This window comes from Pseudonocardia oceani, assembly GCF_019263585.2.
In the GTDB taxonomy this organism is placed as follows: Bacteria; Actinomycetota; Actinomycetes; order Mycobacteriales; family Pseudonocardiaceae; genus Pseudonocardia; species Pseudonocardia oceani.
Map to the genome: position 1 here is coordinate 995,137 of NZ_JADQDF010000001.1, position 15,048 is coordinate 1,010,184.

Here is a 15,048-nt window from a genome sequence, read left to right on the forward strand (position 1 = left end):
GCTCAGCACAGACCGGCGAAGAAGGCGCGGATGTCGCCGGCGAGGACGTCGGGCACCTCCAGCGCGGCGAAGTGGCCGCCGCGCTCGAACCGGCTCCAGTGCACGACGGCGGAGTTGTCCCGCTCGGCGAACACCCGGATCGTCTGGAAGTCGTCGGCGAAGACGGCGACGCCGGTGGGCGCGGCGTTCACGCGCGGCTCCCCGTCGGCGCGGGCGTTCTCCAGGTAGCTGCGACTCATGCCGGCCGCGGCGTTGGCGAACCAGTTCACGGTGACCTCGGTGAGGATCGCGTCGAGCGGCACGAGCGAGGTGCCGTTGCCGAAGGAGTTGAACAGCTCGCTGTAGGCGAGCAGGGCGACCGGGGAGTCGCTGAGCCCGACCGCGACGGTCTGCGGCCGGCTCGCGTTCATCGTGTTGTAGCCGCCCACCGACTGGAACCACTGCATGTGCTCGAGGCCGGCGTGGTCCTGGGGCTCCAGGCGCTCGAACTCGGTCGGGTCGCCGGAGGGGAACGAGAACAGCTGCAGGACGTGCAGGCCGAGGAAGCCCTCCGGGTTCAGCAGGCCGAGCTCCCTGGCCACCATCGCTCCGTGGTCCGAGCCGTGGACGCCGTAACGGGTGTAGCCCAGGCGCCGCATGAGCTGGGCATAGGCGCGGGCGATCCGGGCGGTGTCCCAGCCGGCCTCGGTGACGGGCTGGGAGAAGCCGTAGCCGGGAGCGTCGGGGACCACGACGTCGAACGCGTCCTCGGCGCGGCCGCCGTGCGCCACCGGGTCGGTGAGCAGGTCGATCAGGTCGAGGTAGTCGACCGACGAGCCGGGGTAGGTGTGGGCCAGCAGGAGCGGCGTCGCGCCGGCGTGCGGCGAGCGCACGTGGACGAAGTGGACGAGCTGCCCGTCGATCTCCGTCGTGAAGTGCGGCACCGCGTTGATGCGCTCCTGCTGCGCCGCCCAGTCGTAGCCGGTGCGCCAGCGCTCGACGGCGTCGCGCAGGTAGCTGTTCGGCGTGCCGTAACTCCAGTCGTCGCCGGGGGCGGGCTGCGGCAGGCGGGTGCGGGCGAGACGGTCCATCAGGTCGTCCAGCTCGGCGGTGGTGGTCTCGATGCGGAAGGGGCGGACCTCGGTGTTCGTCATACGACAGACACTAGGAGGCATATAGGATCATTCAGTTCCTATATGCGCAGGAGGATTCCGCTGTGGCCGACAGTGCAGCACGACTCCTGGCCCTGCTCTCCCTGCTCCAGCTGCGCCCTGACTGGACGGGCACGGAGCTCGCCGACCGTCTCGGCGTGACCAGCCGGACCGTCCGCCACGACGTCGGCCGCCTGCGTGAGCTCGGCTACCCCGTCGACGCCACGCGGGGCGCCGCGGGCGGCTACCGCCTCGGCGCGGGCGGCAAGCTGCCGCCGCTGCTGCTCGACGACGAGGAGGCCGTCGCCGTCGCGGTCGGGCTGCGCGCGGCGACGGGGATCGCCGGGATCGGCGAGTCGAGCGGGCGGGCGCTGGCGAAGCTGCTGCAGGTGCTCCCCCACCGGCTGCGGCCCACGGTGGCGGCGCTGTCGACGGTGCTCGACCGGGCCCCGGAGAACACCGACACCGACGCGCCGGACCCGGAGGTCGACCACGCCGTGCTCACGGCCGTCGCGAAGGCGATCAGCGACACCCACCTCCTGCGCTTCGACCACCGCGGCGAGCTGCGCCTGGTCGAGCCCTACCGCCTGCTGAGCTGGACCCGCCGCTGGTACCTCGTGGGCCGCGACCCGGCGTCGGGCACCTGGGAGACGTTCCGGGCCGACTGGATCGAGCCCCGCATGCCGACGGGCCGCCGCTTCACCCCGCAGCCGCTGGAGGGCGGCGACTACACGGCCTTCGCGATGCACGCGATCGCCGCCACCGGCTGGGAGGTGCACGCCCGGCTGCGCATCGCCGCGCCCGCGGAGGCGGTGCTCGACCGCATCCACGCCGCCGTCGGCGTGGTGGAGTCGGTCTCGGCGACGGAGTCGGTGCTGGTCACCGGCGCCGACAGCCTCGAGACCATCGCCGCCTACATCGGCATGCTCGGCATGGACTTCACCGTCGAGTCCCCGCCCGAGCTGCTCCCCCACCTGCGGCACCTGGCGGAGGTCTACCTGCGGGCCGTGGCGCCGGGCGTCACCCGTGGGCCTGGTCCTCCAGGCTCCACGCCACCAGCGGGTGGATGGCGCGCATGAGCCCGCGGGCGCGCTCGCTCGGGCGGTAGGTGACGAGCACCGGCGTCGTCGGCGTCACGGTGCGGACGACGAGGCGCTGCTCCTCGAGCTCCCGGAGCCGCTGCGCGAGGAGCCGGTCGGAGATCCCGGCGACGTGCGCGCGGTACTCGACGAACCGCCGCGCACCCCGCAGCCCGGCGAGCAGGATGCCCGCCGTCCACTTCCTGCCGACGAGCTCCGCCGCGCTCTGGAAGCTGCGGCACTTCTCCTCGTCGATGTGGTCGTAGGCGTCGTCGTGGTCGGACGCGGTGGTGTCGGCGGCTCGCTGCCCGCCCGCGGAGCTCGGCATGGGACCGAGGGTACGCCGGTCACTTACGAAAGGTGAGTCGCTCACCCCCTGCTTGCCGCTTCCCGAACGTGAGCAGATGCTGGACCCATGACGGCAGGAACGGCGGGCTACGGGCACCGCGTGGAGTTCGGCACCGCACTCGTCCCCGACGCCCGGGACCCGCACGGGCCGGTGCGGCTCGCCCTCCTGTGCGAGGAGCTCGGGTACGACCTCGTCACCGTCGCCGACGACCCGGCGCAGCCCGGCCCCGACGACGCCTGGACCCTCGCGTCCTGGATCGCCGGCACCACCTCGCGGATCAGGATCGCGCCCGACCTGCGCACCGCCTCCCTGCGCGACCCGGCGGTGCTGGCCCGCAGCATGGCGGGCCTCGACCACCTCACCGGTGGACGGGTCGAGCTGCAGCTGGGCCCGGGCGCGCACGACCAGCGGGCCGCCGCCGAGGCGATGGGCGGGCCGGGCCGCACCCGCGACGAGGACGCCGGGGCGGTCGCCGAGGTGATCGACGTCGTGCGGGCGCTCTGGGACGTCGACGAGCGTGGCCTCGCCCGCTACGACGGCCGGCACCACCGCCTCCGGGGCGCACAGCGGGCGGCGCCCGCGCACGACGTCCCGATCGTCGTGGCCGGCACGACGCCGCAGGTCCTGGAGCTGGCCGGGACGCGGGGCGACGGCTGGTCCGCCGGCTACGACGAGCTCGGCACCGAGGGGCTGCGGCTCGCCCACCTCGCCGTCGACGCCGCCGCCCGGGCCGCCGGTCGCGACCCGCGGGAGGTCCGCCGGCAGCTCACGGTCTCCGGCCGGTTCACCGATCGGCGCACCGGGTTCCTCGACGGCTCCCCCGCCGACTGGGTCGAGGACCTGCTGCCGCTCCTCGCCGAGCACGGCGTCGGCACCCTGTTGCTGCGGTCCGACGACCCCGCGACGCTGACGGTGTTCGCCCGGGAGGTCGCCCCCGCGCTGCGCGCCGCCGTCGACCGCGTCACCCCGTTCGGCGCGGCCGGCGTCCGGGTCCGCCGGGCCGCCGCGCTGGCGAAGCGCCGCGGCGGGATCGCCTACGACGACGTCCCCGCCTCGATCGCCGAGGTCGTCGAGCCCGGCGACCACGACTACCACCGGTTCCGCTCCGGCTACCTCCGCGGCGGCGCGCCCGGGATCGTGCTGCGCGCGGCGGACACGCGCCAGGTCGTCGACGCGCTGGCGTTCGCCCGGGCGCACCCGGGCGTCGCGCTGTCGCTGCGCAGCGCCGGCCACGGCATCAGCGGGCGCTCGACCAACGACGGCGGCATCGTCGTCGACGTCTCGCTCATGAACGCCGTCGAGGTCCTCGACGAGGCGACCCGACGCGTCCGGATCGGCCCCGGCGCCCGCTGGACGGACGTCGCCGCGGCGCTCGAGCCCCGCGGGTGGGCGCTGAGCTCGGGCGACTACGGCGGCGTCGGCGTCGGGGGCCTCGCGACGGCGGGCGGGATCGGCTACCTCGCCCGGGCGCACGGGCTGACGATCGACCACCTGCGCGCCGTCGAGATCGTGCTGGCCGACGGGACCGTCGCCCGCGCCGACGCCACCGAGAACCCCGAGCTGTTCTGGGCCGTCCGCGGCGCCGGGGCCAACTTCGGCGTCGTGACCTCCTTCGAGTTCGAGGTCGACGAGGTGGGCGCGGTCGGCCACGCCCGCCTCGTCTCCGTCACCGACGACGTCGCGGGCTTCCTGCGGGAGTGGGGCCGGGTGGTGGAGGACTCGCCGCGCGACCTGACCAGCTTCCTCATCACGGGTCCGGCCCGGGCCGGGCAGCCGTCCGTGGTGCAGACGCTGTCGGTGGTGGACTCCGCCGACCCGGAGACGGTGGTCGCGCGGCTGCAGCCGATCGCCGACATCGGCGCGCTCCACGAGCAGGACGTCCGGATCCTGCCCTACGCCGCGGTGATGGCGAACGCGAGCGACGCCGAGCACCAGGCCCGCGCAGAGCCGGTCTCCCGCAGCGGCCTGCTCGACCACGTCACGCCGGAGTTCGCCGCCGCGGCCGCGGCCGCCCTGCGCAGCGGGTCCCTGCACTGGTTCCAGATCCGCTCGGTGGGCGGTGCGGTGTCCGACGTCGACCCCGACGCGACCGCCTACGCCGGGCGGGAGGCGAACTTCCAGGTCGTCGCCATGGGGTCGAGGCAGGATTCCGTCGACAGCGCCTGGGCCACCCTGCGGCCCTTCTTCCAGGGGCTCTACCTGAGCTTCGACAGCAGCACGGACCCCCGCCGGATCACCGACGCGTTCCCGCCCCGGACCCTCGCGCGGCTGCGGTCGCTCAAGGCCGACCTCGACCCGCACAACCTGTTCCGCGACAACTTCAACATCACCCCCGACCCCGCCGTCGCGAGGAGCGCGTCATGACCGACTACGCACAGGACCTGGTCTTCGGCAGCTTCGTCACCCCGTCGGCCCGGCCCCCGCTGCGACCGGTCGAGCTCGCCGTGCTGTCCGAGCGGGTCGGCCTGGACCTCGTGACGTTCCAGGACCACCCGTACCAGCCGGCGCTGCAGGACGCGTGGACCCTGATGTCCTTCGCCGCCGCCCGCACCGAGCGCATCCGCATCAGCGGGAACGTGCTGAACCTGCCGCTGCGGCAGCCCGCGGTGCTCGCCCGCAGCGCGGCGACGCTCGACCGGCTCAGCGGCGGCCGGGTCGAGATGGGGATCGGCGCCGGCGGCTTCTGGGACGCGATCGCCGGCATGGGCGCGCGGCGCCTGACGCCCGGGCAGTCGATCCAGGCGCTCGAGGAGGCCATCACGATCATGCGCGGGATCTGGGCCGCGGACGAGCGGGGCGGGCTGACCGTCGAGGGCGAGTTCCACCGCACCAGCGGGGCGAAGCGGGGGCCGGCGCCCGCCCACGACATCGGCGTGTGGGTCGGCGCCTACAAGCCCCGCCTGCTGCGGATGGTCGGTCGCGTCGCCGACGGCTGGATCCCGTCGCTGCCCTACCTCCCCGACGGGCCGGCGTCGCTGACGGAGATGAGCAGGCACGTCGACGACGCCGCGCGCGCCGCGGGCCGCGACCCGGCCGCGGTCACCCGATTGCTCAACATCGGCGGCGAGTTCCGGCGCGACAGCGGGGGCCTGCTCGTCGGTCCGCCGGACCAGTGGGCCGAGGAGCTGACCGACATCGCGCTGGTCCACGGCGTCTCGGGCTTCATCATGATGGGCGACGATCCCACCGCGCTGGAGATCTTCGCCCGCGAGGTCGCCCCCCGCGTCCGGGAGCTGGTCGCCGCCGAGCGCGCGGCCTGACGCCCCGGCGCGGGATCCTCAGGCGGCCGGTCGCCGCACCTGCTCCAGCAGCGCGGCCAGGTACGCTCGCAGGGCCGGCGAGACGGGCGCGTCGCGGGTCACGACGAACAGCCGCCGCGCCAGGTCGACCCCCGCGACGTCGCGGACGGCCAGCCGGGGGTCGGCCGCGGGCAGCGCGAGCTTGGGCAGGAGCGTGACGACCCCGGCGCACCGGACGAGCTCGAGCTGGACGTCCGCGTCGTCGGACCGGTGCCGCAGGTCCGGCTCGTAGCCGCCGTGCGCCCGGCAGGTCCCCCGCACCATCGCCTGGTGCCCGGTGCCCTCCCCGCTGGCCGCCCAGACCTCGTCGCGCAGCGCGGCGACCGGGACGGGATCCGCCCCCTGCGCGAGGGCGTGGTTCGCCGGCAGCACGAGCCGGACCGCCTCCCGGTGGAGCGGGGTGTGCACGAGGCCGGCCGGTCGCGGGCGGGGGAAGCCGTCGTACTCGTCGCTGATCACCAGGTCGACCGCGCCCAGCCGGAGCTCGGGGAGCGCGAGCTCGACCTCGAGCTCGGTGATCTCCACGGCGACGCCGGGGTGCTCCTCTGCGAGCGCGACCAGCGCGGGGATGAGCAGCCGTCGCGCCGCGGACTGCACACCCACCGCGCGGACCCTGCCCCGCACCTCGTCGGTGAGCGAGGCGAGATCGGTCTCCGCATCCTCCACGGCGCGCAGCAGGATCGCGGCGTGCCCGGCGAGCACCCGGCCCGCGTCGGTGAGCCGCACCCCGCGCCCGGCCGGCTCCAGCAGGCCGGCCCCTGCCTCCTTCTCCAGCACCGCGAGCTGCTGCGAGACCGCCGACGGGCTGTAGCCCAGTGCCGACGCCACCGCCGTCAGGGTCCGGCGCTCGGCCAGCTCGCGGAGCATCCGCAGGCGGCGCAGATCGGACAGGACCATGCAGAAACCCTAACTGTTCAACTCCAGGATCTGTCGCTGGAACTGAACGGTCTCCTCGGACAGGCTGGTGTCGTGTCCAGCCCGGCCCGCGAGGTCTCCCCCAGCGGCGTGCTCGCGTCCCTGGGGGCGTCGGTCCTCTTCGGCTTCACCTTCCTGCTCCCGCCCCGCCTGCTGCCGCTCGATCCCGGGCAGATCCTCGCCTACCGGATCGTCGTGACGCTGGTCGTCCTCGTGCCGCTGTTCACCGCGCTGCGGGTGTGGCCCGAGGTGCTCGCGATCCTCCGGCGCTGCCGGGACGCCCCGCACCTGGCCGCCGTCCTCGCGGTGGACGCGGCGCTGCTGGGGCTGCAGCTGTGGCTGTTCGGGTGGGCTCCCCAGAGCGGGCACGGCCTCGAACTGTCCCTCGGGTACCTCGTCCTGCCGCTCGTCATGGTGCTCACCGGTGCCGTCGTTTACCGCGAGAGGCTGTCGGCGCTGCGGGTCGCGGCCGTCGGCACCGCCTCCGTCGGCGTGGTCGCCGCCGTCGTCCTCGCCGGCGGCCTGAGCTGGCCGACCCTGCTCGTGGCGCTGGGCCTGCCGCTGTACTTCGTCAGCAGGCGCGCGTTCGGACTCGACAGCACCGGGGCGCAGTTCCTGGAGCTCACGGCGATGCTGCCGTTCTCGGTGGTCGTCATGACCGTGCACCCGTCGTTCGGCACCGTCGCCACCGAGCCGGGTCTGGTCGCCGGCCTCCTGGTGCTCGGGCTGGTGAGCGCGGGCGGGTTCACCCTCTACCTCACCGCGAGCCGGGTGCTGCCGTTCGCCGTGTTCGGGGTGCTGAGCTACGCCGAACCGGTGCTCCTGGTGCTGGTGGCCCTGACCGTGCTCGGCGAGCCGTGGACCTCAAAGGACTCGTTCGTCTACCTGCCGATCTGCGCGGGGCTGTGCGTCCTGGCCGTCGAGGTGCACCGGGAGGGGCGGCGCCGGGCGGACGCCGTCCTCACCGGCTGAGGTATCCGCGCCCGCTCCCGGACCGCCGTCGAGCCGAGGTTCAGCGGTGGTCGGCGACGACCGTGCCGGCACCCCACGGCGCCACCGCGGCGTCGCGGTCGTGGAAGCGCTCGGGGAGGTCGTCGACGACGTCCCAGGTCGCCGACAGCCGTCCGAACCCGACGAAGACCGCGATCTGCACGCCCAGCTCGACGATCTCGGGCTCGCCGAAGTGCGTGCGCAGGAGGTCGAACACGGCGTCGCCCGCGGCGAGGTGGTCGGTGGCGAACAGGTCGGCGTAGCGCAGCGCGGCCTTCTCGGCGCCGGTCAGGTCCGGAGCCTCCTGCGGCTCCTCCAGCGAGCACACCAGGTCCTCCGTGACGCCGTCCGCCGCACCGCTCGCGGTGCGCAGCGCCATGCAGCTGCGGCACTGGTTGTGGAACGCGATGCGCAACCGCACCAGCTCGACCAGCCGGGGCGGGAGCGTCGAGGTCGCGGTGAGGGCGCTGCGGAAGGCCAGGAACGCCGCGGTGACGTCGGGCCGCTGCGCGAGGACGCGCAACAGGCCGAGACCCTGCGGGTCGTCGAGGGCGGGGCCGAGCGCCGCGCGCAGGGCGGGGTCGAAGTGGGCGGGCGGGACGGCGTGCAGACGGGCCACGGAACCTCTCCTCGTCGAATCGCTGTCCCCACGGTGACGGACGCGACGGTCATCGGGCCGAGCAGACGTCGTCGAGGTTATAGCGACGCACACGGACGGCGCCGGTAGGCGACCGCGAAGTCGAGCTCCCACGTCCGTCCGCCGTCGTCGGAGCGCTCCCAGCGGCCGTCGATCGTCGAGGCGTCGGCGCTGATCGCCCCGACGAAGCGCTGGGAGAAGTCGAGCGGGCTGAAGTCGGCCTCGGTGCGCACCAGCGCCCAGACCCCGTCGGCCAGCGTCATGCGGTGCAGCCGGGTGACGCCGCGGGAGTCGAAGTAGTGCTGCAGGTAGCCGTCGCCGTCGGCCGCGATGACGCAGAGACTGTCGGGGATCGGGTCGGGGGCGAGCGAGCGCACCAGCAGGTACGCACCACCCAGCGCCCACTCGACGGTGACGCGTCCGGTCAGGGAGTCCGGGTCGGCCACACCCCACTCCGGCGGGGCCGTCGGCCGCACCTCCCACTCCCCCACCAGGACCTCCAGGGCGGCGAGGGCGGGGCTGCTGTCTGCGGTGGCCATGCCCCTACGACGACCGCGACGCCGCGAACTCACCGGTCGTCGTCTTCCCCTCCCGCGGACGATCTCCTACCGTCGACCCGGGTGGGCGTCGCGGAGACCGGGCCCACCCCCGTGCGAGCGGTACGACGAGAGCGGTGGCGCAGCTGAACCGGAAGGGCCTCACGGCGGTCGTGCTGGGCGGAGGTGGCGTGCTCGGCGCGGTCCAGGTGGGGATGCTGCGGGCGCTGGTCGAGGCCGGTATCCGGCCGGACCTGGTCCTGGGCACCTCGGTCGGGGCGCTCAACGGCGCGGTCCTCGCCGCACTGCCGCCCGGTGAGGTGGCCGACCGGCTCGACGCCATGTGGAGCTCGCCCGACGCGCGGGGGCTGTTCGCCGCGGGGACCGTCGCGCGGCTGCGCGAGTTCGCCCGCAGCGGGGTGGCGGCGCACCCGTCTGCCCCGCTGCGGCGGGCGGTCACCGCCGTGCTGGGTGACCGGCTCATCGAGGACCTGCCGGTGCCCTTCGCCTGCTGCGCCGCCGGCGTCGAGGACGCCGCGGAGCACTGGTTCGACAGCGGCCCGGCCGTGGACGCCGTGCTGGCCTCGGCCGCCGTGCCGGGCCTGCTGCCGCCCGTCGTCGTCGACGGCCGGCACTACCTCGACGGCGGGCTGGTCAACAGCATCCCGCTGGGCGCGGCGGTCGAGCGCGGCGCCACCCGCGTGTTCGTGCTGCAGGTCGGGCGCATCGACCAGCCGCTGCGCCCGCCCCGACGGCCCTGGGAGGTCGCGATGGTCGCGTTCGAGATCGCCCGCCGCCACCGCTACGCCCGCGACCTGGCGGCGGTGCCCGCCGACGTCGAGGTGCACGTGCTGCCGACCGGGGGCGCGCCGCCGCGCTGGGACAGCCGGGCCGCGCTGCGCTACGGCGACGTCGCCGCCTCGCTGGCCCGCACCGACTCCGCCTACCGGGCGTCGACCGGGTACCTGCGCGACCTGACCGGGGAGGACCGGTGACGCTCCCCCCGCGGTGGGTCCGACGGCTGGTGCTCGCGCCCGCGATGGTCGCCCTGACCCTGCTGGTGCTGGCCACGCTGCCCGTGTGGCTCGTGCTCGCCGCCGCCCTGTCCCCGCTCCTGCCGGGCCGGCTGCGGGTGCTGCGGGTGACCTGGGTCGTCGTGGTGGCCCTGGTGCTGGAGAGCACCGTGCTCGGAGCGCTGCTGGGGCTGTGGGTCGCGGCCGGGTTCGGGCTCGCGCTGCGCACGCCGCGTTTCCAGTACCTGCACTACCAGCTGGTGGGCTGGTACCTGCGCGTGCTCTACCGCGAGGCCGCCCGGGTGCTGCGGCTGCGGGTGGAGATCGAGGGCCCCGACCCGGACGAGTACCTCGACCGGCCGCTGGTGGTGTGCTGCCGCCACGCCGGACCCGGCGACTCGTTCCTGCTCGTGCACGCACTGGTGAACTGGTACGCCCGGGAACCGCGCATCGTGCTGGCCGCGGCCCTGCAGTGGGACCCGGCCCTCGACGTCCTGCTCAACCGGCTGCCCAACCGGTTCCTCAGCGCGGGCGGCGGCGAGCACCTGGAGGCGCGGATCGGCGAGCTCGCCACCGGGCTCGACCACGACGACGCCTTCGTCATCTTCCCCGAGGGCGGCAACTTCACCGAGCGCCGCCGCGTCGCCGGGATCGCCCGGCTGCGGGCGCAGGGCCTGGAGGAGATGGCCCGCCGGTCCGAGGCCATGCGGCACGTGCTGCCGCCGCGCCCGGGCGGGCTCACCGCCGCACTCGCCGCGGCACCGGACGCCGACGTCGTGTGGGTAGCCCACGCCGGGCTCGACCACCTCTACACGGTGGCCGACATCTGGCGGGAGCTGCCGCTCGACGCCACGGTCCGGATGCGCTGGTGGCGGGTACCGGCTGCCGACGTCCCCGAGACGCAGGAGGCCCGGATCGACTGGCTCTACGGCTGGTGGGAGCGGATCGACGACTGGGTGGACAGCACCCGCTGACGGCACCGCAGGACCCCGACGGCGACCGGCCGCCCGGGGCTCCGTCAGAGGCGACCGCTGCAGGCGACCGCCGAGAACTCGCTGTCCGTCGCCTCCGCCACGACGATCCCGTCGACGACGATCCGGCAGGAGACCTCGCCGGACGCACCGGCGGCGGCGACCGAGTAGTCGGTGGGCTCGCCGGTCGCCGGGACGGTGTACCGCCAGGGCAGCTCCACGGCGGAGATCTGACCGACCGACTGTCCCCGGCTGTAGGTGATCACACCGGCCGTCCCACTCCCGGTCACCTCGAAGACCACCTCGGCCGCCTCCGGCGTCGCAGCCGGGTCACCGGTCGCGACGGCGCCGGCAGGCTCGCTGTCGGCCGAGGTCCCGAACGCGACCGTCTCCCCGGCCCGCGGTGTTCCCGGCCCGTCGCCCGGACCGCCGAGGGCGGTCAGCGCGATCGGCACGGCGACGGCGACCGCCGCGGCGGCGCCGGCCACCCACAGCCACCTCCGGCGGCGGGCCGCCCGGACGTCGTCCCGCCCGGTCCGGCCCGGCCTGCTCTGCGCACGGCGGGCCGGTCGGTCCCCTGCAGGGGCGCCGGAACGGCCGGACCCCGCGACTCCGTCGCGCACCGGGCCGTCATCGTCGGAGCCCCGGGCGGACCGGCGGGCCGCGCCGCGCCCGGGATCGGGACGGGCAGGCGAGTTCCCTGGTGCCTCGTGGCCGGTCTGCCCCCGGTCGCGCCGCGGCGTCTCCGGGGGCTGCCGGTCGTGCGACCGGGGCAGAGCACCGCGGAGGTCGGCCCCGACCGCCCGGGCGTGCCGGACGGTCGGCCGGTCGTCGCCGTCGGGCGGGCGCCGGTCGCCGGACGCCTCCGGCGCGCGGCGGTGCCCGCCCCGCGGCGCCTGGTCGTCCCGGCCCGCTCCCGGCCGCTCGACACCGTGACGGCGGTCGCGGTCCGTGGACGGTCCGGCCGCGTGTCCGCGGCCCCGGTCCGGCGGGAGGACGCCACGCCGTGGTGCCGAGGGCTGCGCGTCGTCGAGCACCCAGCGACCGGTGGCCGGATCGAACCTCGGTCCTGGCACGACGCTCCCCTCGTTGTCTACCGGCTCAACGATGGGGCCGACCGTCGGTGACGGAGCCATGGGACGGAGCGGCCCAGAACAGGGTCCAGCGGTGGTACGCCCTCGTCCGCCCCCGGAGGGGACGCGGGCGGCGATGCGGCTTTCAGCGGACGACGACGTCGACCCCTGTTGTCATTGCGTGTCCGCGCCGGCCGTCGCTACTGCCCGGGGCGGACAGGACGCGCCACGCGTACCAGGCGGTCCGGAACAAGCCGCGCCACCGCGGCGTCATACCCCCCGGGGTACGCAACCCGCGGCCCGTCGCAAGGAGGCCTACCGTGGATGTGAACGCAGCCAAGTTGACCGATGTACTGGCTCGGCTCAAGCGGGTGCAGGGCCAGCTCGGCGGGATCATCCGCATGATCGAGGAGGGCCGGGACTGCGCTGATGTGGTCACCCAGCTCGCTGCGGCCTCGAAGGCACTCGACAAAGCCGGCTTCAAGATCATCTCGACGGGGTTGCGCCAGTGCATCGCCGAGGACGAGAACGGCTCGCAGCGGGTGAACGAGGCCGAGCTCGAGCGTCTGTTCCTGTCGCTGGCCTGACCGGGACCAACCCCCGCTAGAGGTCGACGCACCGTGCTGCGCCGACGTGTGACTTCCACATACCCCCCCGGGGTATCAAACACTGAAGAAGGAGAGTGCGATGCAGGTCAAGGAGATCGATGTGGACGGATTCGCTGCGGTCCGCGAGGGGGTCGAGGTGCTGGACGTGCGGTCGCCCGAGGAGTTCGCCGCGGGGCACGTGCCCGGCGCGGTCAACGTGCCTCTGCCCGAGATGGGCGCGGCAGCAGTGCGGTACGCCGGTGAGCGGGTGTTCGTGATCTGCCAGTCCGGGGGCCGCAGTGCGGCCGCGGCGCAGATCCTGGACGCCGCCGGCGCGGACGCCACATCGGTCGCCGGCGGCACCGCGGGCTGGATGCAGGGCGGGCGCCGGGTCGAGACCGACACCTGAGCACTCGCCTGCGGGAGACGTCGGAGCTCCCTCAGAGATGTCGTCGAGGAACCGAACAGGAAGGACTCCGCGTCGTGGACATCACACGCACCATCACCGTCTCCCAGCCCTTCACCGACGTCGCGCAGCGGGTTCGCGAGGCTCTGGCCGCTCAGGGTTTCGGAGTGCTGACCGAGATCGACATGACGGCGACGATGAAGGAGAAGCGTGGCGCCGACATCGAGGACTTCCTCGTCCTCGGCGCGTGCAACCCCGAGCTCGCCGAGCGCGCGCTGCACATCGACCGACGGATCGGGGTCCGGCTGCCGTGCAACGTCGTCGTCCGGGCCACCGACCGCACCGGCCGGGTCGCCACGATCGTGGAGCTGATGAACCCGCAGCTCCTCGCGACGGTGACCGACGATCCCGACCTCGCCCCGATCGCTGACGAGGCCGACCGTCGGATGAGCGCAGTCCTGGACGCTCTGCAGCAGTAGGTCGCTCCCGTACCGCGAACCGACCGACCCACCACCCCGGCAGCCCCTTCCACAACCAGGTCGACCGACCTAGGTCAGTGCCAGATCTGTACCCGTCACATACCCTACGGGGTAGGGAATGGAGAGTCCGATGAACGCACCTTCCGACACCCTGAACGAGAGCTCGGCACGGTTCCGGGTCGAGACGATCGAGACCACGAGCCTGGGCGACCGCAGCTACCTCGTCCACGACGGCGAGACCGCGGTCGTGGTGGACCCCCAGCGCGACATCGACCGGATCACCGCACTGCTCACCGAGCGCGGGCTGCGGCCGTCGCACGTCGTCGAGACCCACGTGCACAACGACTACGTCTCCGGCGGACTGGAGCTGGCCCGCACGACCGGCGCGACCTACGTGCTCGCAACGGGCGACGAGCTGCGGTTCCCGTACCAGCCGGTCACCGACGGCGACGTGCTCGAGGCGGGCCGGATGCGGCTGCGGGTGCTGCACACCCCCGGCCACACCCACCACCACGTCAGCTACGTCCTGCAGGACGCCGACGGGCAGACCCATGCCGTGTTCACCGGCGGCTCCATGCTCTACGGCGCCACCGGCCGCACCGACCTGGTGCGCCCCGAGGACACCGAACAGCTCACCCACGCCCAGTACCACTCGGTGCGCCGACTGGCCGCCGAACTGCCCCCCGACACCCCGGTCTACCCCACACACGGGTTCGGCAGCTTCTGCTCGGCCACCCCGACCAGCGGCGACGCCTCCACCGTGGGCGCCCAGGCCGGGACCAACCCCGCGCTGACCCTGGCGGAGCAGGACTACGTCGAGACCCTGATCGCCGGGCTCGGCGCGTTCCCCGCCTACTACGCCCACATGGGCCCGCTCAACCGGGCCGGCGCCGGACCGGTGGACCTGTCGCTGCCCGAGCCGGTCGACCCGGCCGAGCTGCGCGGGCGGATCCAGGCCGGGGAGTGGGTGGTCGACCTGCGCGAGCGCACCGCGTTCGCCGCCGGGCACGTGGCCGGCTCCCTGGGCTTCGAGCTGTCCACCAACTTCCTGACCTACCTGGGCTGGCTCTACCCCTGGGGTGCCCCGCTGACCCTGATCGGTGAGTCGGCCGAGCAGATCACCCAGGCCCGCCGCGAACTCGTCCGGATCGGTATCGACCGCCTCGCCGGGATCGCGCACGGCACGATCGACGAGCTCGCCGACCGACAGCCACTGCGCTCCTACCCGACCAGCGACTTCCCCGGACTCGCCGCCGCCCTGGCCGAGCGGCCGGGCGCCTTCACCGTGCTCGACGCCCGCCGCGACGACGAACGCGCCGCCGGTGGGGTAACCGGTTCGATCCACATCCCGATCCACGAACTCACCGACCGCGCCGACGAAGTCCCCGACGGCGAGACGTGGGTCTACTGCGGCTCCGGCTACCGCGCCTCGATCGCCGCATCCATCCTCGACCGCCCCGGCCGCGACCTGGTCCTGGTCGACGACAGCTACACCCACGCCACCGACGCCGGCCTGCACACCGAGCAGCCCGAACACACCGAGCAGCCTGGGTCCGCCCGCTCCTGAGATGGCGTCGAGCCACC

Annotated in this window: 16 protein-coding genes; 10 read left to right on the forward strand and 6 right to left on the reverse strand. The window is 74.3% G+C overall.

The features are described from left to right. Positions 1-2 precede the first annotated feature (2 nt). A complete protein-coding gene (locus I4I82_RS04985) occupies positions 3-1,133 on the reverse strand; it encodes an epoxide hydrolase family protein (RefSeq protein WP_218593187.1) in 1,131 nt (376 codons plus the stop codon). Between the two features lie 62 nt (positions 1,134-1,195). Between I4I82_RS04985 and I4I82_RS04990 the strand changes: the two genes are divergently transcribed. Beyond that, positions 1,196-2,209 carry a helix-turn-helix transcriptional regulator gene (locus tag I4I82_RS04990; protein WP_218595312.1) on the forward strand — a complete coding sequence of 338 codons (1,014 nt, stop codon included), beginning with the start codon at positions 1,196-1,198 and terminating at the stop codon, positions 2,207-2,209. Here the strand turns inward: I4I82_RS04990 and I4I82_RS04995 are convergent. Then, complete coding sequence (locus tag I4I82_RS04995; RefSeq protein ID WP_218595313.1) at positions 2,151-2,537, reverse strand: winged helix-turn-helix transcriptional regulator; 387 nt, start codon at positions 2,535-2,537, stop codon at positions 2,151-2,153. The genes I4I82_RS04990 and I4I82_RS04995 overlap by 59 nt on opposite strands. Before the next feature lie 87 nt (positions 2,538-2,624). Here I4I82_RS04995 and I4I82_RS05000 point away from each other — a divergent pair, with 87 nt between their 5' ends. Together I4I82_RS05000 and I4I82_RS05005 are read left to right on the forward strand one after the other, a co-directional pair. Then, on the forward strand, positions 2,625-4,922 hold the full coding sequence (locus I4I82_RS05000; RefSeq protein WP_218595314.1) for an LLM class flavin-dependent oxidoreductase: 2,298 nt from the start codon (positions 2,625-2,627) through the stop codon (positions 4,920-4,922). Beyond that, on the forward strand, positions 4,919-5,818 hold the full coding sequence (locus tag I4I82_RS05005) for an LLM class flavin-dependent oxidoreductase (protein ID WP_218595315.1): 900 nt from the start codon (positions 4,919-4,921) through the stop codon (positions 5,816-5,818). Before I4I82_RS05000 ends, I4I82_RS05005 begins: the two co-directional genes overlap by 4 nt. An 18-nt stretch (positions 5,819-5,836) precedes the next feature. On the opposite strand, the gene I4I82_RS05010 is transcribed toward I4I82_RS05005, so the two are convergent. Continuing rightward, a complete protein-coding gene (locus I4I82_RS05010) occupies positions 5,837-6,754 on the reverse strand; it encodes a LysR family transcriptional regulator (RefSeq protein WP_218595316.1) in 918 nt (305 codons plus the stop codon). A gap of 72 nt (positions 6,755-6,826) precedes the next feature. On the opposite strand from I4I82_RS05010, the gene rarD reads away from it, so the two are divergent. Next, complete coding sequence (gene rarD / locus I4I82_RS05015; protein WP_218595317.1) at positions 6,827-7,744, forward strand: EamA family transporter RarD; 918 nt, start codon at positions 6,827-6,829, stop codon at positions 7,742-7,744. Positions 7,745-7,784: 40 nt separating this feature from the next. On the opposite strand, the gene I4I82_RS05020 is transcribed toward rarD, so the two are convergent. Both I4I82_RS05020 and I4I82_RS05025 read right to left on the reverse strand, forming a co-directional pair. Beyond that, complete coding sequence (locus tag I4I82_RS05020; protein WP_218595318.1) at positions 7,785-8,381, reverse strand: carboxymuconolactone decarboxylase family protein; 597 nt, start codon at positions 8,379-8,381, stop codon at positions 7,785-7,787. Positions 8,382-8,458: 77 nt separating this feature from the next. Then, positions 8,459-8,938, reverse strand: a complete 480-nt coding sequence (locus I4I82_RS05025) for a hypothetical protein (RefSeq protein ID WP_218594230.1) — start codon at positions 8,936-8,938, stop codon at positions 8,459-8,461. A 134-nt stretch (positions 8,939-9,072) separates the two neighbouring features. On the opposite strand from I4I82_RS05025, the gene I4I82_RS05030 reads away from it, so the two are divergent. Together I4I82_RS05030 and I4I82_RS05035 are read left to right on the forward strand one after the other, a co-directional pair. Further along, positions 9,073-9,930: a patatin-like phospholipase family protein gene (locus I4I82_RS05030; RefSeq protein ID WP_218594229.1), complete on the forward strand. Its 858-nt coding sequence runs from the start codon at positions 9,073-9,075 to the stop codon at positions 9,928-9,930. Continuing rightward, positions 9,927-10,922 carry a 1-acyl-sn-glycerol-3-phosphate acyltransferase gene (locus I4I82_RS05035; protein ID WP_218595319.1) on the forward strand — a complete coding sequence of 332 codons (996 nt, stop codon included), beginning with the start codon at positions 9,927-9,929 and terminating at the stop codon, positions 10,920-10,922. The genes I4I82_RS05030 and I4I82_RS05035 overlap by 4 nt, the downstream gene beginning before the upstream one ends. Positions 10,923-10,966: 44 nt before the next feature. On the opposite strand, the gene I4I82_RS05040 is transcribed toward I4I82_RS05035, so the two are convergent. Further along, entirely contained in the window at positions 10,967-11,407 is a 441-nt protein-coding gene (locus I4I82_RS05040; protein ID WP_218594227.1) for an MmpS family transport accessory protein, read from the reverse strand. Positions 11,408-12,312: 905 nt separating this feature from the next. Here I4I82_RS05040 and I4I82_RS05045 point away from each other — a divergent pair. From I4I82_RS05045 to I4I82_RS05060, 4 genes are all read left to right on the forward strand, one after another. Beyond that, entirely contained in the window at positions 12,313-12,579 is a 267-nt protein-coding gene (locus tag I4I82_RS05045; RefSeq protein WP_218595320.1) for a metal-sensitive transcriptional regulator, read from the forward strand. A 100-nt stretch (positions 12,580-12,679) separates the two neighbouring features. Continuing rightward, positions 12,680-12,988 (forward strand): rhodanese-like domain-containing protein, encoded by a 309-nt coding sequence (locus I4I82_RS05050; RefSeq protein ID WP_218595321.1) that lies wholly within the window; start codon positions 12,680-12,682, stop codon positions 12,986-12,988. Between the two features lie 74 nt (positions 12,989-13,062). After that, positions 13,063-13,464 (forward strand): DUF302 domain-containing protein, encoded by a 402-nt coding sequence (locus tag I4I82_RS05055; protein ID WP_226369881.1) that lies wholly within the window; start codon positions 13,063-13,065, stop codon positions 13,462-13,464. A 130-nt stretch (positions 13,465-13,594) separates the two neighbouring features. After that, positions 13,595-15,031: an MBL fold metallo-hydrolase gene (locus tag I4I82_RS05060; RefSeq protein WP_218595322.1), complete on the forward strand. Its 1,437-nt coding sequence runs from the start codon at positions 13,595-13,597 to the stop codon at positions 15,029-15,031. Positions 15,032-15,048: the final 17 nt, after the last annotated feature.